The sequence below is a fragment of the Streptomyces sp. NPDC020597 genome (assembly GCF_044335095.1).
GTDB lineage: Bacteria > Actinomycetota > Actinomycetes > Streptomycetales > Streptomycetaceae > Streptomyces.
In genome coordinates, this window is the sequence record NZ_JBIRUL010000036.1 from 40,511 (window position 1) to 64,728 (window position 24,218).

Consider the following 24,218-nt stretch of genomic DNA (forward strand, 5'->3'; position numbering starts at 1 on the left):
ACTTCCTTGAACCGGGCGGGGCCGGGGCGTCGGGTGCGTGCGGGGGATCTGCGGGGTGCTCATGCGTCCCCCAGCTCGCGGTCGATCAGGTCGAAGAGGTCGCCCGCCGTCTCGACGTCGGCGAGCTCCTCGTCCCGTGCGGCGGGGACGGCGGCGGCCACGCGGGGTTCGCCCTGCCAGCGGGAGAGCAGCTCGCGCAGCCGGGCGGTGACCTTCTCGTGGTCCTCACCGGCCATGTCGGCGTCCGCCAGGGAGCCCTCCAGGCGGTCCATCTCCGCGAGGAGGGCCTGCGCGGTGCCGGGCGGCTCGGGCAGGGGCAGTTCGTTCAGCAGGTACCGGGCCTGGGCCAGGGCGGTCGGGTAGTCGAAGACGAGGGTGGCGGGCAGCCGCAGGCCGGTGGCGGCGCCGAGCCGGTTGCGCAGCTCGACCGCCGTCAGCGAGTCGAAGCCCAGTTCCTGGAAGGTCTGTTCGGGATCGATGTCGGCCGCCGAGCCGTGTCCGAGGACGGCGGCGGCCTGCTCGGCGACCACCTCGAGGAGGAGCTGGTCGCGGTCCGCGGAGGGCAGCGGAGCCAGCCGGTCGGCGAGCGACAGCGGGGTCCCCGCGGCGGGCGTCGCCCCGGCTGCCGTGGCGCGGCGCCGGGCGGGGGTGCGGACCAGGCCGCGCAGGAGCACCGGCAGGGCGTCGTGGTGTGCGCGCAGCGCGGCCGGGTCCAGGTCCATCGGCAGCAGTGCGGCCCGGTCGGTCGCGACGGCGGCGTCGAGGAGCCGCATGCCGGTGGCGGCGCCGAGCGGCACCATGCCGGTACGGGCGTGCCGTTCGCGGTCGGTGTCGGCGAGTTCTCCGGTCATGCCCGCCTCGGGCAGCCAGGTGCCCCAGGCGAGCGACACGGCGGGCAGGCCCTGGGCGCGCCGGTGGTGGGCGAAGGCGTCCAGGAAGGCGTTGGCGGCCGAGTAGTTGGCCTGTCCCGCTCCGCCGAACGTTCCGGCGACGGAGGAGAAGACCACGAACCGGGCGAGGTCGAGATCGCGGGTCAGTTCGTGCAGTGCGACCACGGCGTCGGCCTTGGGCCGCAGCGCTTGGTCCAGTCGGTCCGGTGTCATCGAGGACAGCACGCCGTCCGCGAGGACACCCGCGGTGTGGATCACGGCCGTGAGCGGCCGGTCGGCGGGGACGCCCGCGAGGAGCGCGGCGAGCGCGGTGCGGTCGGCCACGTCGCAGGCGGCTACCGTGACGTCGGCTCCCAACTCGGCGAGTTCGGCGCGCAGTTCGGTGGCGCCGGGCGCGTCAGGGCCGCGCCGGCCGGCGATCAGCAGGTGCCGTACACCGTGCTCGGCGACGAGGTGACGGGCCGTGATGCGGCCGAGTCCGCCGAGTCCGCCGGTCAGCAGGACCGTGCCGGCCGGGTCGGGCTCGGTCGGCAGGGTCAGCACGACCTTGCCGATGTGCCGTGCCTGGCTGACGAACCGGAACGCGTCGGGCGCCCGGCGTACGTCCCATACGGTCATCGGCAGCGGCCTGAGCACGCCGCGCCCGAACAGGTCGGCCAGGTCGGCCAGGATCTCGCCGATCCGGTCGGGGCCGGCCTCGATCAGGTCGAACGCCCGGTAGACGACGCCGGGATGGTCGGCGGCGACCTGTCCGGGGTCGCGTACGTCGGTCTTGCCCATCTCCAGGAAGCGGCCGCCGCGCGGCAGCAGCCGCAGGGAGGCGTCGACGAACTCCCGGGCCAGCGAGTCGAGGACGAGGTCGAAACCGCGGCCGTGGGTGGCGGTGCGCAGCCGCTCCTCGAAGCCGAGGTCGCGGGAGGAGGCGGTACGGGCGTCGTCGAGGCCGGCTGCGCGCAGCGCGTCCCACTTGGCGGGCGACGCGGTTCCGTAGACGTCGGCGCCGAGGTGCCGGGCCAGCTGGACTGCGGCCGAGCCGACTCCTCCGGCCGCCGCGTGGACGAGGACGCTCTCGCCGGGCTCGAGTCCGCCCAGGTCGACCAGCGCGTAGTAGGCGGTGAGGTAGGCGATGGGGACGGTCGCGGCCTCGGCGAAGCTCCAGCCCTTCGGGATCCGCACGACCATCCGGGCGTCGGCGACCGCGACGGGCCCGAAGGCGCCGGCGAACATGCCCATCACCCGGTCCCCCGGGGCGAGGGCGGTCACGTCGGCGCCGACCGCGGTGACCACGCCGGCGCCCTCCAGGCCGATCGCGGTGGCGTCGCCGGGGTACATGCCGAGCGCGGTGAGGACGTCGCGGAAGTTGACGCCGGCGGCGCGCATCGAGATGCGCACCTCGTTGGGGGCGAGCGCCGCGTCGGCCTCGGGGCAGGCTTCGAGGCGCAGTCCGTCCAGGCTGCCCTTGTGTTCCACACCGAGCCGCCAGGCGCCGGGGCCGGCGGGCGGGAGGAGGGCACGGTCGGCGGCCAGCGGGACGATGTGCGGTGCGGCCACCGCTCCGTCCCGGACGACGAGTTCGAACGCGTCGTCGCCGAGCGCGGCGGGCAGCGCCCTCACCGAGGCGTCGCCGGCGTCGGTGTCGGCGAGGACGAAACGGCCCGGGTTCTCGGTGCGGGCGGCCCGCACGAGGCCCCAGACGGCCGCCTGCGCCGGGTCGGCCGGCCGGGGGTCTGCGGGGACGGCGTCACGGGTGACGACGGCGAGCCGGGCGTGCGCGAACACCGGGTCGTCCGCCCACTGCCGGACGACGGCGAGCGTCTCGGCGAGGGTCGCGCGGGTCGCGTCGACGAGTCCGGCGGCGTCGCCCGGGACGTCCGCCATCACGGGCACGGCGTACAGGACGGTGTCGGGCACCTCCCCGGCCTGTGCCAGGGCGTCGAGGCCGGCGACACGGCGCACGGTGTGACCGGCGGCCCGCAGAGCGTCGGCCATCGCCTGCGTCCCGTCCGCGCCGACGATCGTCCATGCGGCCGGCGCGACGGCGTCCGCCGAGGCCGTCGGCTGCCAGTGCAGTTCGTAAAGGCCCTGGCGGTCCGGGGCGCCGACGGTGGAGCCCGCCAGATCGCCGGTCAGCTCGCGCAGGGTGAGCGAGCCGACGGAGCCGACCGGGCGTCCCGTCGGGTCGGCGAGGGCGAGGCCGACGGCCTCGGGGCCTTCCTGGACCATCCGCAGCCGCAGCGCCGAGGCGCCGACGGCGTCCACGCGCACATCGCTCCACGAGAACGGCAGCCGTCCGGCGTCCTTCATGGGCACGAACATCACGGCGTGCAGCGCGGCGTCGAGCAGGGCCGGGTGCAGGTCGAAGGCGTCGGCGGCCGGGGTGGCGTCAGCGGGCAGCCCGACCTCGGCGAACACCTCCTCGCCGCGCGTCCAGACCCGGGTCAGGCCCTGGAACAGCGGGCCGTAGAGGTGGCCGCGGTCGGCGAAGGCCTCGTAGAAGCCGTCGAGCGGGACCTCCGTGCCGTGCTCGGGCGGCCAGACGGTGAAGTCGTACGGTGCGGCCGCCGGTTCGGCGGCGACGGTCAGCAGGCCGCCGGCGTGCAGGGTCCACGGCGTGCCGGCCTCGGCGGTGTCGGGACGGCCGTGCACGGTCAGGGGGCGGGCGCCGGTGGCGTCCGGGGCCTCGACCCGTACCTGGACCTGGACACCGCCCTGGGCGGGCAGGGTGAGCGGGGCCAGGATCGTCAGCTCCGCGACGTGTTCGCAACCGGTCCGGGCGCCCGCGTGCAGGGCCAGGTCGAGGAATCCGGTCGCCGGGAACAGGGCGGTGCTGGTGAGCGCGTGGTCCTTGAGCCACGGGCTGCTGCCGAGCGCGAGCCTGCCGGTGAGGACCTGGGTGTCGCCGTCGGCGAGTTCCACGGCCGCGCCCAGCAGGGGGTGGCTGCTCGCGCCCAGCCCCGCGGAGGTGACGTCGCCGAGGAGCAGGGGCGGCCCCGGCCAGAAACGGCGGCGCTGGAAGGCGTACGTGGGCAGCTGCACGGTGCGGGCGGCGGCGCCGTCGAAGAGTCGCGGCCAGTCCACGGGCAGGCCGTGCGCGAAGGCCCGGGCGACGGCGTCGAGCAGCGTCTCGCGCTCGGCACGGTCCTTGCGCAGCGACGGCACGAGGAGGGCGCCTTCGGCGTCCGGCAGGCAGCTCTGCGCCATCGCGGTGAGGGTGCCGTCGGGACCGACCTCCAGGAACCGGTCGACGCCGTGCTCGGCGAGCCAGCGGACGCCGTCGGCGAAGCGGACGGCCTCCCGCACGTGGCGCACCCAGTACTCCGGGTCCTGGAGTTCGGCGCCGGCGGCGCCGCCGGTGACGTTGGAGACCACCGACATCCGGGGCGCCTCGTAGGCGATGCTCGCGGCGACCTGGCGGAACGCGTCGAGCATCGGCTCCATGAGCGGGGAGTGGAAGGCGTGGCTGACCCGCAGCCTGGTGGTGCGTCGCCCGGCCGCGGCGAGGTGCGCGGCGATCCCGGCGACCGAGTCCTCGGCGCCGGAGACGACCACCGAGCGCGGGCCGTTCACCGCGGCGATGCCCGCGTCGCGGAGCCCCTCCAGCAGGGGCCGTACCTCGTCCTCGGTGGCTTCGAGCGCGAACATCGCGCCGCCGGAGGGGAGTTCCTGCATGAGCCGGCCGCGGGCGGCGACCAGGGCGCAGGCGTCCTGGAGGGAGAACACTCCGGCGACGTGGGCGGCCGCGATCTCGCCGACGGAGTGGCCGGCGACGTGGTCCGGGCGGACGCCCCACGACTCCAGCAGGCGGTACAGGGCCACTTCGACGGCGAACAGCGCGGGCTGGGTCCACTCGGTGCGGTCGAGCTCCTCGGCCTCGCCGCCGAGGACGAGGTCGCGCAGTTCGTCGCCGAGGTGGGCGCAGACGGCGTCGAAGGCGTCCGCGTAGACCGGGAACGCTTCGTACAGTCCGCGTCCCATGCCCGGTCGCTGGGCGCCCTGTCCGGAGAAGAGGAAGGCGGTCTTCCCCTCACCGCGGCGGACGCCGGTGACCGTGTGCGGTCCGCTCTCGCCGGAGGCGATCAGCCGCAGTCCGTCGGTCAGCGCCGCCCGGTCGGCCCCGAGGACGACGGCGCGGTGCTCGAAGACGGTGCGGGTCGCGGCGAGTGACAGGCCGATGTCGGCGACGGTCGTGTCGGGCGACTCCCGCAGGTGCTCGACGAGTCGGGCGGCCTGGGCGCACAGGGCGTCACGGCTGCGTGCGGTGAGGACCCAGGGGACGGGCGGTGCGCCCGCGTCGTCGGCGTGCGGTCCTTCGGTGTGTGGTTCGTCGGTGTCCGGTCCTTCGGTGTTCGGTCCTGCGGTGGGGGGTTCGTCGGCGACGCCCTCCAGGATGACGTGCGCGTTGGTGCCGCTGATACCGAACGACGACACACCCGCACGCCGCGGACGCCCGGCCTCCTCCTCCCACACCCGCGCCCGCGTCACCAGCTCCACCGCACCCGCCGACCACTCCACATGCGACGACGGCTCATCCACGTGCAACGTCGCCGGCACCACACCCGACCGCATCGCCAGCACCATCTTCATCACACCCGCCACACCGGCACCCGCCTGCGTATGACCGATGTTCGACTTCACCGACCCCAACCACAACGGCCGACCACCCTCACGCCCCTGACCATAAGTCGCCAGCAACGCCTGCGCCTCGATCGGATCACCCAACCGCGTCCCCGTACCGTGCGCCTCCACCACGTCCACATCCACCGCAGACACACCCGCGTCCGCCAACGCCGCCCGGATCACCCGCTGCTGCGAAGGCCCGTTCGGCGCACTCAACCCGTTCGACGCACCGTCCTGGTTCACCGCCGAACCCCGCACCACCGCCAGCACCCGATGCCCCAGCCGACGCGCGTCCGACAACCGCTCCACCAACAGCAGACCACCCCCCTCCGAGAACCCCGTCCCGTCCGCCGCCTCCGCGAACGCCTTGCACCGACCGTCCACCGCCAGCCCCTGCTGACGACTGAAGTCCACGAACAGACCGGGTGAGGCCATGACCGTGACGCCGCCGGCGAGGGCGAGGTCGCATTCGCCGTTGCGCAGGGACTGCGCGGCGAGGTGCAGGGCCACGAGGGAGGCGGAGCAGGCGGTGTCGACGGTGACCGCCGGGCCTTCCAGCCCGAAGGTGTAGGACAGCCGGCCGGAGACGACGCTGGCGGCGTTGCCGGTGAGCATGTAGCCCTCGAAGTCCTCGCCCGACGCGGCGAGCATTCCGGTGTAGTCCTGGCCGTTGGTCCCGGCGAACACCCCGGTCCGGCTGCCGCGCAGCGACCGCGGATCGATCCCGGCCCGCTCGAACGTCTCCCACGCCATCTCCAGCAGGAGACGCTGCTGCGGGTCCATCGCGACGGCCTCGCGCGGCGAGATGTTGAAGAACGCCGGGTCGAATCCGCCCGCGTCGCTGAGGAACCCGCCGGTCCGGGTGTGGACGGCGCCGCCCTTCCCGGGCTCGGGGTGGTGGAGGGCGTCGAGATCCCAGCCGCGGTCCTCGGGGAAGGGGACGAGGCCCTCTTCGCCGTCCAGGAGCATCCGCCACAGCTGTTCGGGGGTGTCGATGCCCCCGGGGAACCGGCAGCCCATGGCGACGACGGCGATCGGGTCGTCTTCGACCGCGGTGCGGCGCCGGGCTTCGTCGGGCGCCGCGGGTGCGGTGTCGTCGGCGATCTGGGCGAGCAGGAAGTCGGCCAGGGTCCGGCAGTCGGGATGGTCGAAGACGAGGGTGCTCGGCAGGCGCAGGCCGGTGACGCGGTTCATGCCGTTGCGCAGTTCGATGGCGCTGAGCGAGTCGATGCCCAGGTCGGTGAAGGGGCGTTCGGGTTCGACGGCGTCGGCCGAGGGGTATCCGAGGACGCTCGCGACGTGTCCGCGCACGATCTCCAGGGCGGCACCGGCCCGTTCGTAGTCGGGCAGGGCCGTCAGGTGGGCGTGCAGCGACGAAACCTCGGCCGCAGCGGTCGTGTCCTGCCGCACGGTCTGCAACGCCCGGCGTGCGGCGGGCAGTTCGTCAAGGAGGCGGGTCGGCCGCGGGGCGGCGAAGGACAGCGCGTAGGTGTCCCAGCGCAGGTCGGTGACGACGACGTGGGTGTCGCCGAGGTCGAGGGCGCGGCCGAGGGCCTCGCAGGCCTCGGCGGTGTCCATGGGGTGCACTCCGTAACGGCGCATGCGGTCGCCGGCGGCGTCTCCCACCATGCCGCCCTCGGCCCACAGACCCCAGGAGACGGCCGTGGCGGGAAGTCCGGCGGCACGGCGTTCGGCGGCGAGGGCGTCGAGATACGCGTTGCCGGGAGCGTAGTTGCCGAGTCCCGCGCCGCCGAGGACGCCCGCGGTGGAGGAGAACATGACGAAGGCGGAGAGGTCGAGGTCGCGGGTGAGTTCGTGCAGGGCCCGTGCGGCGGCGGCCTTGCCGCGCAGGACGGGTTCCATGCGGTCGGCGCCGAGCGATTCGATCACGCCGTCGTCGAGGGCGCCGGCGACGTGGAACACCGCGTCCAGCGGCCGGTCCGCGGGGACCGCGGCGAGCAGGCCGGCGAGGGCGGTGCGGTCGGCCACGTCGCAGGCCGCGAGGGTGACGTCCACTCCACGGGCGGTGAGTTCGTCCCGCAGTTCGACGGCGCCCGGTGCGTCGGCGCCGCGGCGGCCGGCCAGCACCAGACCGGTCGCGCCGCGGTCGGCGAGCCAACGGGCGACGTGCCCGCCCAGGGCTCCCGTGCCCCCGGTGACCAGGACGGTTCCGCGGGGCTTCCAGCTCTCGGCGACGACGTCCGCGGCCGGGGCGTGGACCAGCCGCCGGCCGTGGGCGCCCGTGGCGCGCAGCGCGATCTGGTCCTCCTGGCCGGGGTCGGCGAGGACGGCGGCCAGCCGGGTGGCGGAGCGGGCGTCGAGGGCGGCGGGCAGATCGATCAGACCGCCCCAGCGCTCGGCGTGCTCCATGGCGGCGACCCGGCCGAGGCCCCAGACGAGGGCTTGGGCGGCGTCCGGCGCGGGATCGGCCGCGCCCACGGCGACGGCGCCGCGGGTCGCGCACCACAGGGGTGCGTCGACGCCGAGGTCGCCCAGTGCCTGTACCAGGGCGAGCGTGGAGGCGAGGCCGACCGGGACGGCCGGGTGGGCGGGGTGGTCGCGGGTGTCGAGTGCGAGCAGGGAGAGCAGGCCGTCGATGCGTCCCGTGTCCTCGTCGGCCGTGAGGAGGCCCGTGAGCGTGGCCCGGTCGGCGCCGCCGTCCGGCAGGACGATCCGCCGGACCGTGCGGGCGCCGCCCGCGGCCAGCGCGTCGGCGACCGCGTCGGCGAGCGCGGTGTGGCCGGCGGCGTCGGCGGCGTCGGCGGGGGTGAGCAGCAGCCAGGTTCCGGTGAGGGCGGCCGGGCCGAGGTCGAGCGGCGTGAAGGCGACGCGGTAGCGCAGGGCGTCGGTGGTGGCCAGTGCCCGGCGGGCGCGCCGCCAGCTGCCCAGCGCGGGCAGCACGCTGCTGAGCGGGGCGTCGGCGGGCAGGTCGAGGGCGTCGGTCAGGCTCTCCAGGTCCTCCTGCTCCACGGTCTGCCAGAAGCGGGCCTCGACGGAGTCGGCCGTGAGCCCGCCGTCGGCGGCGAGGTCGGCGGCGACCGCTTCCCGCAGGTTCGGCCAGTAACGCCGGTGTTCGAACGGGTAGGTGGGCAGGTCGGCGCGAGTGGCGCCGGTGCCGGCGAAGACCGCTTCGAAGTCGATGCCGACGCCGTGGACGTGGGCCTCGGCGAGCGCGCTGAGGAACTGCCTGAGGTCGCCCCGGTCGCGTCGCAGGGAACCGAGGACGGCGCCGTCCGTTCCGGCCGCGTCGAGGGTCTCCCGCAGTCCGACCGCGAGCACGGGATGCGGTCCGACCTCGACGAAGGTGCGGTGTCCGGCGGCGATCAGGCCGCGCACGGCCTCCTCGAAGCGGACGGTCTCGCGCAGGTTGGCGTACCAGTAGTCGGCGGTCAGCCCGGTGGTGTCGAACCAGTCGCCGGTGAGGGAGGAACGGAAGGGGATGTCCGCCTCCCGCGGCGTGATGCCGTCCAGTGCGGCGAGGACGGTGTCCCGGATCGCCTCGACCTGTGGGGAGTGCGACCCGTAGTCCACGTTGACCTTGCGGGCCCGGATGCCGTCGCCGGTGAGGGCGACGTGCAGTTCGTCCAGCGCGCCGGCCTCGCCGGAGACGACGACGGACGCGGGTCCGTTGACGGCCGCGACGGCGAGCCGGTCCGCCCACGGCGCCATGCGGGCGCGGGTGTCGTCGGCCGGCAGCGGCACGGACATCATGCCGCCGGTTCCGGCGATGCCGGTGATGGCCCGGCTGCGCAGGGCGACGACGCGGGCGCCGTCCTCCAGGCTCAGGGCGCCGGCGACGCACGCGGCCGCGATCTCGCCCTGGGAGTGTCCGACGACGGCGGCCGGACGGACGCCGTGGGCTTGCCACAGAGCGGCGGTCGCCACCATGACGGCCCACAGGGCGGGCTGGACGACATCGACGCGGCCGAGGTCGGCGGCGTCGTCGTCGCCCCGCAGCACCGCGGTCAAAGACCAGTCGACGTGCGGGGCGAGCGCCTGCTCGCAACGGTCGATCAGTTCGGCGAACACCGCTGACTCGTGAAGGAGTTCGCGGGCCATGCCGGCCCACTGGGCTCCCTGTCCCGGGAACACGAGCACGGGTTCGTCGCCTCCGGGGAGGGCCGCGCCGACCACCGCGGGCGCGCTGAGCGGTCCGTCGGCGGCGAGCGCGGCGAGCGTCTCGTCGAGCCGCTCCGCGTCGTCGGCCAGGACGGCGGCGCGGTGGGCGAAGGAGGCGCGTCCGACGGCGAGGGTGTAGCCGAGGTCGGTGAGCGAGGTGCCGGGCCGGGCGCGCAGGTGGGCGCGCAGCCGGACGGCCTGGGCGCGCAGCGCGGCGGGCGTGCGGGCGGACAGCAGCAGCGGGACGGCGGGCAGCGCGGTCCGCTCGGCGGGCGACTCCGGCGCATCGGGGGCCTGCTCGACGATGACGTGCGCGTTGGTGCCGCTCATGCCGAAGGAGGACACCCCGGCGCGGCGGGCGCGGCCGGTGACGGGCCAGGGCTGTTCCTCGTTCAGCAGCCGGACCCGGCCGGCGTTCCAGTCGACGTGCGGGGTCGGTTCGTCCGCGTACAGGGTGCGCGGCAGGATCCCTTCGCGCAGGGCCATGACCATCTTGATGACGCCGCCGACGCCTGCGGCGGCCTGGCTGTGCCCGATGTTGGACTTCAACGAGCCGAGCCACAGCGGCCGGTCCTCGTCGCGGTCCTGGCCGTAGGCCGCGATCAGCGCCTGGGCCTCGATGGGGTCGCCGAGGACGGTGCCGGTGCCGTGCGCCTCCACGGCGTCGACGTCCTGCGGCGACAGCCCCGCCGAGGCCAGCGCCTGCCGGATGACCCGCTGCTGCGACGGCCCGTTGGGGGCGGTCAGGCCGTTGGACGCGCCGTCCTGGTTGAGGGCGGAGCCGCGGACGACGGCGAGCACCCGGTGACCGTTGCGGCGGGCGTCGGAGAGGCGTTCCAGGACGATCATGCCGACGCCCTCGGCCCAGCTCGCGCCGTCGGCGTCCGCGGAGAAGGGCTTGCAGCGGCCGTCCTCCGCGAGGGCGCGCTGACGGCTGAACTCGATGAGCGAGCCCGGTGTCGACATCACGGTGACACCGCCGGCCAGGGCGAGTTCGCACTCTCCCTGGCGCAGCGACTGGACGGCCAGGTGCAGGGCGACCAGGGAGGAGGAGCAGGCGGTGTCGACGGAGACGGCCGGGCCTTCGAGACCGAGGGCGTAGGAGATGCGGCCGGACAGCACGCTGGGCGAGTTGCCGGTGCCCACGTAGCCCTCGAAGTTGTCGTCGGAGGCGGCGAGGATCGTCACGTAGTCCTGGTAGGTGACGCCGGCGAAGACGCCGGTGTCGGAGCCGCGCGCGGCGACGGGGTCGACGCCGGCGCGCTCCAGTGCCTCCCAGGACACCTCGAGGAGCAGACGCTGCTGGGGGTCCATGGCGAGGGCCTCGCGCGGACTGATCGCGAAGAACGCCGGGTCGAAGCTGCTCGCGTCGTGGAGGAACCCGCCTTCCCTGGTGTAGACCGTGCCCGGGTGGTCGGGGTCGGGGTGGTAGAGCCGCTCGGGACTCCAGTTGCGGTCGGTGGGCAGGGGCGAGATGCCGTCCACTCCGGCGCGCACCAGGTCCCACAGGTCCTCGGGTCCGGCGATGCCGCCGGGGTAGCGGCAGGCCATGCCGACGACCGCGATCGGATCGTCGTCGACGGCACGGCGGACGCGGGCGGCGGGCCCGCCGGTGACGACGGCGCCGAACAGGTCGTCGGCGAGGTGGCGGGCGAGGACGGCCGGCGTCGGGTGGTCGAAGACGAGGGTGGCGGGCAGGGTGACGCCGAGGGCCGCGCTGAGCCCGTTGCGCAGTTCGACCGCGGTCAGCGAGGTGAGACCGAGGTCGGTGAAGGGCCTGGCGGGTTCCACCTCTTCGGGACCGCTGTGGCCGAGCACGGCGGCGACCCTGTCCCGCACGGTGGCGAGGAGTGCGCGCTCGCGTTCGGCGGCCGGGCGGCCGGCCAGCCGTTCGAGGAGGCTGCCGGGGGGCTGGGTGCGGGCGGCGGCCCGGCGGCGGCCCGGTTCCGTGACGCGCACGGTCTCCGGGCGGTCCGCGGGCGCGGGGGCGGCGGGCGCCCCGGGCACCGGCCGCAGCAGCAGCGACCCGATGGTGACGACGGGGTCGCCGACCGCGTCGGCGGCGGTGAGGGACAGCGTGTCCGCCCCGCTGCGCTCCAGGCGGACGCGCAGCGTCGTGGCGCCGGTGGCGAAGAGGTGGACCGCTCCCGCGGAGAACAGCATGCGTCCTTCGCCCAGGCCGTCGAACGTCCCGAGGCCCAACGGGTGCAGGGCGGCGTCGAGCAGGGCCGGGTGCAGGTCGTGGCGGCCGGCGTCGGCCGTGGCGGACTCGGGGAGCGCGACCTCGGCGTACACGGCGGTCCGGTCCCGCCAGGCGGCCGACAGGCCCTGGAAGACGGGCCCGTAGTCGAGACCGGCCTCCCGCAGCCGCGTGTACAGCCCCTCGGTGTCCAGTTCCTCGGCGCCGGGCGGCGGCCATGCCGTCAGGTCGTGGTCCGGGGTCGGTTCGGTCTGCGCCGTGAGGACGCCGGCGGCGTGCCGGTTCCACGCGGCGCCGGTGTCGGCGGACGGGCGTGCGTGGACGGCGAAGGCACGATCACCGCGCGCGTCGGGCGCCTCCACGCGGATCTGCAGCGCGACGGCGTCGTGCTCGGGCAGTGACAGCGGGCGTTCCAGGACCAGTTCCCGAACCTGCGGGCAGCCCGCGTGGCCGCCGACGGCGAGAGCGAGCTCGAGGAAGGCGGTGCTCGGGACGACGGCCGTGCCGCCGATGCGGTGTGCGGCGAGCCAGCTCGCGGCCCGGGCGCCGAGGCGGCCGGTGAACAGCAGGGAGTCGTCGACGGCGGACGGGACGACCGCGCCGAGCAGGGGGTGGCCGGCGGGCATGAGCCCGACGGCGGCCGGGTCGCCGCCTGCCGTCCCCGCCTCGATCCAGTACGGCCGGTGCTGGAAGGCGTAGGTGGGCAGCTCCACCGGACGGGCGCCCGGCGCGGTGGCGTCGAGCACGGCGCGCCGGTCGACGGGTGCGCCGTGGGCGTGCAGGGCGCCGACCGCGGTGAGGAACGTCTCCGCCTCGTCGCGGTCGTCGCGCAGCGTGGGCACGGCGACCGGCGCGCCGCCCTGCCAGCACCCCTGTGCCAGGGCGGTCAGGGTGGTGTCGGGGCCGAGTTCGACGAGGCGGGTGACGCCCTGCTCCTCCAGGGCGGCGACCGCGTCCGCGAACCGTACGGCGTGCCGCACGTGCCGCACCCAGTACGCGGCGTCCGTCAGCAGGCCGGGCCCGGCGACGCGACCGGTGAGATCGGAGACGACGGGGACGCCGGGCTCGCTGTACGCGACGCTGTCCGCCACGGCCCGGAAGTCGTCGAGCATCGGCTGCATGCGCGGCGAGTGGAAGGCGTGACCGACCCGCAGCCGGGTGGTCTTGCGGCCCTGCTCCGCGAAGTGGGCGGCGACGGCGAGAGCGGCGTCCTCGTCGCCGGAGACGACCACGGACCGCGGTCCGTTGACGGCCGCCACCCCGATGGCCTCCTCGCACCCGGCGAGCAGCGGCAGCACCTCGTCCTCGGACGCCTGGAGGGCGATCATCGCGCCGCCCTCGGGCAGCGCCTGCATCAGCCGGCCGCGGGCGGCGACCAGGCGGCAGGCGTCGGGCAGGCTGAACACCCCGGCCACGTGGGCGGCGGCGATCTCGCCCACCGAGTGGCCGATCAGATGCGTGGGCCGCGCCCCGAGCGACTCCAGGAGGCGGTAGAGGGCGACCTCCACGGCGAACAGGGCGGGCTGGGCGTACTCGGTGCGGTTCAGGGTGTCCGCGTCGCCCTCGTGCACCACCTCGGCGAGTGGCCGCGGGAGGAGTCCGTCGAAGTGCCCGCAGACGGCGTCGAAGGCGTCGGCGTACACGGGGAACGCCTCGTGCAGCCCGCGGCCCATCCCGGGTCGCTGGGTTCCCTGTCCGGCGAACAGGAACGCGGTGCCGCCCCCGCTCAGGGTGTCCCCGGTGACAAGGGCGGGGTTCGTCTCTCCCGAGGCGAGCGCACGGAGTCCGGCCAGCAGTGCGGCGCGGTCGGAGCCGGTGACGACGGCGCGGTGTTCGAGCGGCGCGCGTGTGAAGGCGAGCGAGTGCGCGACGTCGGCGGCGTCCAGAAGCGGGCGCTGTTCCAGGTGGGCGAGGAGCCGGCTCGCCTGGTCGCGCAGGGCGGGTGCGCTGCGCGCCGCCAACAGCCACGGCAGCGCGGTCCGTCCGCGGTCCGTGCCGCCGACGGGGGAAGCGCTCGGCTCCTGCCCGGCGGCGGCCGGTTCGGCGAGGATGACGTGTGCGTTGGTGCCGGAGACGCCGAACGCGGAGACACCGGCGCGGCGGGTGCGGTCGCCGGCGTGCCAGGCCACGGCCTCGTCCAGGAGGCGGACCCGGCCGGTGTTCCAGTCGACGCGGGAGGAGGGGCGGCCGGCGTGCAGGGTGGACGGCAGCATCCCGTTGCGCAGGGCGAGGACCATCTTGATGACGCCGACGGCTCCGGCCGCGGCCTGGGTGTGGCCCAGGTTGGACTTGACGGAGCCGAGCCACAGCGGCCGGTCCTCGTCGCGGTCCTGGCCGTAGGCCGCGATCAGCGCCTGGGCCTCGATGGGGTCGCCGAGGACGGTGCCGGTGCCGTGCGCCTCCACGGCGTCGACGTCCTGCGGCGACAGCCCCGCCGAGGCCAGCGCCTGCCGGATGACCCGCTGCTGCGACGGCCCGTTGGGAGCGGTCAGGCCGTTGGACGCGCCGTCCTGGTTGACGGCGGTCCCCTCGACGACGGCCAGCACACGGTGACCGTTGCGCCGGGCGTCGGACAGCCGCTCCACGACGAGGACGCCGACACCCTCGGCCCAGCCGGTGCCGTCGGCCTCCTCGGAGAACGCCTTGCACCGGCCGTCCGGGGCCAGTCCGCCCTGCAGGCTGAACTCGACGAAGGCGCCCGGGTCGGCCATGACCGTCACTCCCCCGGCGAGGGCCAGGTCGCTCTCGCCGGACCGCAGCGACTGCGCGGCCAGGTGCAGGGCGACCAGGGAGGAGGAGCAGGCGGTGTCGACGGTGACGGCCGGGCCCTCCAGTCCGAGGCAGTAGGCGATACGCCCGGAGACCACACTGCCCGCCTGTCCGGTCAGCAGATGTCCGCCGAGGCCTTCGGGGATCTCCGTCAGACCGGTGGCGTAGCCGGAGCTGCCGGCGCCGACGAAGACGCCGGTGCGCGAGCCCTTCAGGGCGGTGGGGTCGATGCCCGCGAACTCCAGTGCCTCCCAGGAGGTTTCCAGCACCAGCCGCTGCTGCGGGTCGAGCGCCTGGGCCTCGCGGGGGCTGATGCCGAAGAACGCGGCGTCGAAGGCGGAGGCCCGGGTCAGGAAGCCGCCGGAGCGGGTGTCGCTGACGTCGAGCAGGGACGTCAGGTCCCAGCCGCGGTCCTCGGGGAACCCGCCGACGGTGTCGCCGCCCGCGGCGAGCAGCTCCCACAGCTGGTGGGGGCCGTCGATGCCGCCGGGCAGACGGCAGCCCATGCCGACGATGACCACGGGATCGGTGTCGTCGATCCGCGGCGTGACCTCGTGCCGGACCTCCGCGGTTCCGAACAGCACGCCCCGCATGAACTCGGCGACGGCGAGCGGCGTGGGATGGTCGAAGACCAGGGTGGTCGGCAGCGGAACGCCGGTCTCGGCGGTGAGGTCGTTGCGCAGTTCGACCGCGGTGAGCGAGTCGAAGCCCATGTCTCGGAAGGCCCGTCCCACGGTGACCGCGCCGGGGTCGGCGTGGCCGAGCGCGGCGGCGGCACGACGGCACACCAGGTCGAGCAGGCCGGCCTCGCGCTCTTCCGCGGTGAGCGGCGCGAGACGATCGCGCAGCACGTTGCCCGCCTCCGTGACGGCGCCGTCCGCGGCCGGTCCCGCGGCCGTGTCGGCCGGCACGGCGAGCAGGGGGCTGGGGCGGCCGGTGGTGAAGGCGGCCAGGAACCGCTCCCAGTCCACGTCGGCCACGACCACGGTCGTGTCCCGGCCGGCCAGGGCGCGTTCGAGCGCGGTCAGCGCGGCAGCGGGATCGAGCGGCCGCAGCCCCCGGCGGATCAGCAGCTTCGCCGCCTCCTCGCCGGCGGCCATGCCGGAGTCGCCCCACGGCCCCCAGGCCACGGAGGTGCCGGCCAGGCCGCGCGCGCGACGGCGTTCGACCAGCGCGTCCAGGTGGGCGTTGGCTGCGGCGTACGCGGCCTGCCCACCGCTCCCCCAGACTCCCGCGATCGAGGAGAACGTCACGAAGGCCGACAGGCCGCTGTCACGGGTCAGTTCGTCGAGGTGGTCGGCGGCCACGGCCTTGGCCCGCAGCACGGCCGCGAGCCGGTCGGGCGAGTAGGCGGCGATGACGTCGTCGTCGAGGACGCCCGCGCAGTGCAGCACCGCGTCCACGGGGTGCTCCGCGAGGAGCCGCTCGACCGCGTCCCGATCGCCCATGTCGCAGGCCACCACGGCCACCCGCGCGCCGAGCTCGGCGAGTTGCGCGCGCAGCTCGTCCGCGCCGGGCGCCTGGGGCCCACGACGGCCGGTCAGCACCAGCTCGCGCGCCCCGCGCGCGACGGCCCAGTGCGCGACGCGCGCACCGAGGGCGCCGGTGCCGCCGGTGATCAGGACGCGCTCCGGGGACGTCCACTCCTTCGTGCCGGCGGGGACGGGAGCGGGCACGAGCCTGCGGGCGTAGGCCTGGGCGCCGCGCACCGCGACCTGGTCCTCGTCGGCGGCCTCCAGAACCGCGGCGGCCCTAGCGAGAGCACGCCGGTCCGGCCGTGCGGGCAGATCGAGCAATCCACCCCAGACGTCCGGGTGTTCGAGCGCCGCGACCCGACCGAGGCCCCACACGGAGGCCGCGGCGGGCTCGAGGGCGGCCTCGGTCCCGGCTCCCACGGCCACGGCCCCGCTGGTGACGATCCACAGCGGCGCGCTGAGACCCGCGTCGCCGTGGCCCTGCACCAGGGCAAGGGCGCTGTCCGCACCCGGCAGGCACGAGAGCACACCGGCGAGGGGAACACCGTCGGCCATGGCCGCGCCGAACAGATCGCGCAGCACCGGACGTTCCGTACCGGCGGCGCAGACCACGCGCTCGACTCCCGGCACGAACTCCTCGATGCCGGGCAGCACCTCGTCGTCACCGGCCTGCAGCAGCAGCCATCGACCGCTGACCGTGCGCCCGCCGTCCGTCGCCAGACGATCCCAACGGACGCGGTAGCGCAGCGCATCCGCGGCGGTCCGCGCGAGCTGAGCACGCCGCCATTCCGCCAGCGCCGGCACGACGCCGTTCAGCTCCGTACCGTCGAGGCCGAGGACACAGGCGAGTTCGTCGGCGTCACCCTGGTCGACGGCAGCCCAGAACGCGTCCTCCCCGGCCGTCACCGCGGCCGTCGCCGCAGGGCCGCTCTTCTTCACCTCGGGCCAGTACCGGGTGCGCTGGAAGGCGTACGTGGGCAGCGGCGCGGGACGCACGCCGGCGAAGAGCCCGTCCCAGCGGACGGGAAGTCCGCAGGCGTGCTGAGCGGCCATCGCCGCGAAAAGCCCGTCGACTTCGGGGCGGCCCTTGCGCTGCACGGGAACGCAGACGACACCGTCCCCGAGAGCGGTCCGGGCGAGTGCGGTGAGGGTGGAGTCGGGACCGATCTCCAGGAAGCGGGTCACACCCTCGCCGGCCAGCACTCCGACCCCGTCCGCGAACCGCACCGCCTCGCGCACATGCCGCACCCAGTACTCCGCCGACGCCAACTCGCCCTCCACAGCAAGCCGCCCCGACACGTTCGACACCAACGGAAGCGCCGGAGAGCCGTAGGAGATGCCCTCCGCGACCTCACGGAAAGCCTCCAGCATCGGCTCCATCAACGGCGAATGGAACGCATGCGACACCCGCAGACGAGACGCCCGACGACCCAACGCCCTGAGCTGCCCCGCGATCTCATCAACCGCCGACTCGGCACCCGCGATCACGACAGCGCGGGGGCCGTTCACCGCAGCGACCGACACCTCGGACTCACGACCTGCCAGCAGCGGCAGCACCTCGTCCTCGGCCGCCTCCACCGCGACCATCACCCCACCCGACGCCAACCCCTGCATGAGCCGACCCCGCGCCACCACCAGCGCACACGCATCCTCCAGCGACAACACACCCGCCACATGCGCAGCCGCGATCTCACCGACCGAATGACCCATCAGGAAATCCGGGCGCACCCCGAACGACTCCACCAGACGGAACAACGCCACCTCGATGGCGAACAACGCAGGCTGCGCCCACTCCGTACGCTCCAACAGCGCCACGTCCCCGCCGAAGACCACCTCCCGCAGCCCACCCCCCACCCGCGCACACACCTCATCGAACGCCTCCGCGAACACCGGAAACGCCCCGTACAGCCCACGCCCCATCCCCACCCGCTGCGCACCCTGACCAGCGAACAAGAACGCCGTCCGGCCTTCGCCCACCGTTCCGGTGACGACGTGGGAGCCTGCCTCGCCTGCCGCCAACGCTCCAAGAGCGGCGAGGAGTTCGGCACGGTCCCGACCCCAGACGACCGCCCGCTCCTCGAACGCGGTACGCGTCGCGACGAGGGCTGCGGCGACCTCGGCGCAGTCGATCTCGGGGGTGGACCCTACGGCGTCCAGCAGCCGGATGGCCTGTGAACGCAGGGCGTCGGGGCTGCGCCCGGACAGCACCCACGGCACCACCGGCAGACCCGCACCCTCACCTGCACCCGCGCCCTCGACCTCGTCCACCGGCTCGGCCGGGGCCTGTTCGAGGATGACGTGCGCGTTCGTCCCGGACAGACCGAACGACGACACCCCCGCACGCCGCACCCGCCCATCCTCCTCAGGCCACGGCTGCGACTCCGTCAACAACTCCACCGCACCCGCCGACCAGTCCACATGCGACGACGGCTCACCCACATGCAACGTCGCCGGCAACACCCCATGACGCAACGCCTGCACCATCTTGATCACACCGGCCACACCCGCAGCCGCCTGCGTATGACCGATGTTGGACTTCACCGACCCGAGCCACAACGGGCGGTCGCCGTCACGACCCTGACCATAAGTCGCCAGCAACGCCTGCGCCTCGATCGGATCACCCAACCGCGTCCCCGTACCGTGCGCCTCCACCACATCCACATCCACCGCAGACACACCCGCCGACCCCAACGCCGCCCGAATCACCCGCTGCTGCGACGGACCGTTCGGCGCCGTCAACCCATTCGACGCACCATCCTGATTCACCGCCGAACCCCGCACCACCGCCAACACCCGATGACCCAACCGACGCGCATCCGACAACCGCTCCACCAACAACACACCCACACCCTCACCCCACCCCGTACCATCCGCACCCTCACCGAACGCCCTGCACCGACCATCCGCCGCCAACCCACCCTGACGACCGAACTCCACGAAAGCGCCCGGCGTCGACATCACCGTCACACCGCCGGCCAGCGCCAGGTCGCACTCCCCCGACCGCAGCGCCTGCCCCGCCAGGTGCAGGGCGACCAGGGACGACGAGCACGCCGTGTCGACCGTCACCGCCGGACCCTCAAGACCCAGCACATACGACACCCGGCCCGACGCCACACTCGCGGCGTTGCCCGTGCCGACATAGCCGCCGAAGTCACCCTCCGACACACTCAACAACGCCGGATAGTCCTGACCGTTCGTCCCCACGAACACACCCGTACGACTCCCCCGCAACGACCGGGGGTCCACCCCCGCCCGCTCCACCGCCTCCCACGACGTCTCCAACAACAACCGCTGCTGCGGATCCATCGCCAACGCCTCACGCGGCGACACCCCGAAGAACTCCGCATCGAACCGACCGACCTCGGACAGGAACCCACCGCGCGCGGTGTGGCTGGCGTACGGGTTGTCCGGGTCGGGGGTGAAGAGCAGGTCGAGGTCCCAGCCGCGGTCGGTGGGGAAGTCCCCGATGCCCTCGCGGCCGTCCACGAGCATCTCCCAGAACTGCTCCGGGGTCTCGACGCCACCAGGGAAACGACAGGCCATGCCCACGATCGCCACCGGCTCGTCCACCGCGACCGCAGCGGTCCCCTGCGGCGCGGCGGCAGCCGCGGTCCCGTCCCCGAACAGCTCGGCGTGGATGAACACGGCCAGCGCCTGCGGCGTCGGATGGTCGAAGACCGCCGTCGTGGGCAGGGTGACGCCCGACACGGAGGCCAGAACGTTGCGCAACTCCACCGCGATCAACGAGTCCACGCCCAGGTCACGGAAGGCCCGCTCCGCACCCACCTGCTCGGCGCCCTCGTACCCGAGTGCCGCAGCGGCCCGGGCACGGACCTCGGTGACCAATTCCCGCAGGCGCGCCTCGGGGGCGAGGCCGCGCAGACGCGCCTGGAGTCCGGTCGTGACGGTCTCGGCGGTGAACTGGGTTCCGGCCGGGGCGCGGTACACCTCCGCGAGGAACGGGCTGTGGCGGACCGCCGTGAAGGCGGTGCCGAAACGGCTCCAGTCGACGTCGGCCACGAAGGCGGCGGCCGTCGTCGCGTCCCCAGCGGCGGCGGCGAGGGCGTCCAGGGCCCGGTCAGGGTCGAGGAGGCCCACACCGCCTCTCAGCTGCCGGACCTCCGCGTCGGCGTCGGCGGCCATGCCTCCGCCTGCCCACGGCCCCCAGGCGATCGAGGTGGCGGGCAGCCCCTCGCTCCTGCGCCGCTCCGCGAGGGCGTCCAACAAAGCGTTGGCGGCGGCGTAGTTGGCCTGTCCGGCGGAGCCGACCGTGCCGGCGAAGGACGAGAAGAGGATGAAGGCGGAGAGCTCGCGGTCCCGGGTCAGCTCGTCGAGGTTGCGCGCGCCGGTGACCTTGGCGGCGAAGACCTTCTTGAAGGCGGCCAGCGTGAGGCCGTCGAGGACGCCGTCCTCCAACGCCCCTGCCGTGTGGACGACCGCGTCCACGGGGTGGGCGTCGAGCAGCCCCCGCAGTGCCTTACGGTTCGTCAGGTCCAGTGCTGCAAAAGTTACTTCGACGCCGGCCTCGAGCAGTTCGCCGCGCAGCTCCTCGGCGCCCGGCGCCCGGTCCCCGTTGCGGCTGACCAGGACCAGGCGCGCAGCGCCCGCCCGGGCGGCCCACCGGGCCACCCGGGCCCCCAGCGCACCCGTGCCGCCGGTTACCAGGACCGTGCCGGACGGCTGCCAGGCGGATTCCGGTGCGGGAGAGGCCGGAACCAGGCGGCGGCCCACGAGTCCGCCGGATCGGACCGCGACCTGGTCCTCGCGTGGACCCATGGCCGTCGCGCGGTCGGCGAGCAGGGTGACCAGCCGGGCGGCCGAACGCCGGTCCAGGGTCGCGGGAAGGTCCACGAGGCCGCCCCAGCGGTCGGGGTGTTCCAGAGCGACGACGCGTCCCAGGCCCCAGACGGCGGCCTGGTCGGGTTCCGGGGCCGGATCGCCGGCCGTGGCGGTGACGGCTTCCCGGGTCAGGGTCCAGAGCGGCGCCGGGACAGCGGCGTCGCCGAGGGCCTGGACGAGCACCGTGGTCGCGAGAACGCCGTCCGGCACGTCTCCGTTCGCCCCATGCTCCAGGGCGAGGGTGGAGACGACGCCGGCGACCGGGTCGTCGCCGACGGCCACGGAGATACGGCGCGCCAACTCGGCCCGGCTGTCACTGTGGTGGTGCTCGACGGCGACCAGTTCCGCACCGGCGTCGTGCAGTGCGCCGGTCAGGGCGCCGTCCCAGCCGTCCGCGCCCGCCGAGGACACGGGCCTCAGGAACAGCCAGCGGCCGGACAGCCGCGCACCTTCGGGCAGACCGGCGACCGTGCGCCAGACGACACGGTGGTGCGGGCCGGCGACGGTGACGGCCGAGCCGTCCTCGGCGTAGGAACGCTCCAGCCAGAACCGGTCACGGCGGAAGGCGTAGGTGGGCAGCTCGACCGTCCGTGCCCCCGGGAGGAGCGTGGACCATGCCACCGACGCGCCGCTGAGATGCAGTCGCGCGAGAGCCGCCACGAAATGCCGGAGCTCCTGTCCGTCCTTGCGGAGGACCGGTGCGTACAGCACGTCGTCCGCCACGCTGTTCTGCGCGAGTGCGGTGAGGGTGGAGTCGGGACCGATCTCCAGGAAACGGGTCACACCCTCCGCGGCCAGTGCACCGACCCCGTCGGCGAAACGCACCGCCTCGCGCACATGCCGCACCCAGTACTCCGCCGACGCCAACTCGCCCCCCACAGCAAGCCGCCCCGACACATTCGACACCAACGGAACCGACGCCGAACCGTAGGAGATGCCCTCCGCGACCTCACGGAAAGCGTCCAGCATCGGCTCCATCAACGGCGAATGGAACGCATGCGACACCCGCAGACGAGACGCCCGCCGACCCAACGCCCTGAGCCGCTCGGCGATCTCGATGACGGCTGCCTCGGCACCCGCGATCACGACAGCCCGGGGGCCGTTCACCGCAGCGACCGACACCTCGGCCCCACGGCCCTCCAGCAGCGGCAACACCTCGTCCTCGGCCGCCTCCACCGCGACCATCACCCCACCCGACGCCAACCCCTGCATCAACCGACCCCGCGCCACCACCAGCGCGCACGCATCCTCCAGCGAGAACACACCCGCCACATGCGCAGCCGCGATCTCACCGACCGAATGCCCCATCAGGAAATCCGGGCGCACCCCGAACGACTCCACCAGACGGAACAACGCCACCTCAACCGCGAACAACGCAGGCTGCGCCCACTCCGTACGCTCCAACAGCTCCACGTCCCCACCGAAGACCACCTCCCGCAACCCACCCCCCACCCGCGCACACACCTCATCGAACGCCTCCGCGAACACCGGAAACGCCGCATACAACCCACGCCCCATCCCCACCCGCTGCGCACCCTGACCAGCGAACAAGAACGCCGTCCGACCACCCCGGGTCGTCCCGATCGCGGTGCGCGCGTCGGGCTCGCCCATGGCCAGCGCGGAGAGGCCGGCGAGGAGTTCGGCGCGGTCGTGGCCCTGGATCACGGCGCGGGTCTCGAAGGCGGTGCGGGTGGTGGCCAGGGAGGCAGCCAGGTCGTAGAGATCGGTGTCCGGGCGCTCGGTCAGGTGGGCGGCGAGGCGACCGGCCTGGCCGCGCAGCGCGGTCTCGTCACGGGCGGAGAGAAGCCACGGCAGGACCGGGAGGGCGGCACGGGGTTCTGGTTCCGGGGCGGTCTCGTCCGCGGAGGCTTCGGGGGCCTGCTCGATGACGACGTGGGCGTTGGTGCCGGAGACGCCGAACGCCGAGACTCCGACGCGGTGCGGGTGGTCGACGTGCGGCCAGTCGACGGACCGGGTGAGCAATCGGACGTGACCTGCGCTCCAGTCGACGTGCCGGGAGGGGCTGTCGGCGTGCAGGGTGGGCGGCAGGACGCCGTGCCGTAGGGCGAGGACAGACTTGATGACGCCGACGACGCCTGCGGCGGCCTGGGTGTGGCCGATGTTGGACTTCGCCGAGCCGAGCCACAGGGGCCGGTCGGCGGTACGGCCCTGGCCGTAGGTGGCGAGGAGCGCCTGGGCCTCGATGGGGTCGCCGAGCGAGGTGCCCGTGCCGTGCGCCTCGACGGCGTCGATCTCGGACGCGGGCAGGCCGGCGTTGGCGAGGGCGGCGAGGATGACGCGCTGCTGGGCCAGGCCGTTGGGGGCGGTGAGGCCGTTGGAGGCGCCGTCCTGGTTGACCGCGCTGCCGCGCAGCACCGCCAGCACCTGATGGCCGTTGCGGCGGGCGTCGGAGAGCCTTTCGACGACGATCGTTCCGGCGCCCTCGGCCCAGCCCGTCCCGTCCGCGTCGTCGGCGAACGCCTTGCAGCGGCCGTCGCCGGCCAGGCCGCCCTGCTGCTCGAACTCGATGAAGGCGCCGGGGCTGGACATGACGGTGACACCGCCGACGACGGCGAGAGAGCACTCGCCGGAGCGCAGCGACTGGGCGGCCAGGTGCAGGGCGACGAGGGAGGAGGAGCAGGCGGTGTCGACGGTGACGGCCGGGCCCTCCAGTCCCAGCGTGTAGGCGACACGGCCGGAGAGGACCGACATGGAGTTGCCGGTGAGCAGATGGCCGCGGACGTCGTCGGGGACCTCGCGCAGCCCGGAGGTGTAGCCCTGGTCGCTGCACCCGACGAACACTCCCGAGCGGCTGCCCCGCAGCGTGGCGGGATCGATGCCGGCGCGCTCGAAAGCCTCCCAGACCACTTCGAGCAGCAGACGCTGCTGCGGGTCCATCGCGAGCGCCTCGCGCGGCGAGATGCCGAAGAAGGCGGGGTCGAACCGGTCCGCGTCTGCGAGGAAACCGCCGCGGCGGCGCCCGGCGGCGCCGCTGTCCGGTCCGGGCGCGGTGGACCAGCCCCGGTCGGCGGGCCAGTCGGTCACCGCGTCGGTCCCGCCGGCCAGCAGGTCCCAGAAGTCGTCGGGTGTGCGGACGCCGCCGGGCAGGCGGCAGCTCATGCCGACGATGGCGACGGGCTCCTGCTCCCGAGCCTCCAACTGCCGCAGCTTGCGGCGGGTGTTGTGGAGGTCGACGGTGACCCGCTTGAGGTAGTCCCGAAGCTGCGCTTCATTCGTCATGGACTGCCCCCATGCTGATCGGTTCTGTGACGGAACGTGTCCCCGCGCGTGGTCGGTGGGCCCTGTGGG

At 74.4% G+C, this 24,218-nt stretch carries 1 protein-coding gene; it reads right to left on the bottom strand.

All coding sequences use genetic code 11. The annotated features are described in order from the left end of the window. Window positions 1–59: 59 nt before the first annotated feature. Window positions 60–24,149: a type I polyketide synthase gene (locus ACH4ZA_RS35725; protein WP_398433309.1), complete on the bottom strand. Its 24,090-nt coding sequence runs from the start codon at window positions 24,147–24,149 to the stop codon at window positions 60–62. Window positions 24,150–24,218: the final 69 nt, after the last annotated feature.

Excerpts from the sequence above, each read along its gene's own strand:
- ACH4ZA_RS35725 (WP_398433309.1), bottom strand. The coding sequence starts at position 24,149 with ATGACGAATGAAGCGCAGCTTCGGGACTACCTCAAGCGGGTCACCGTC.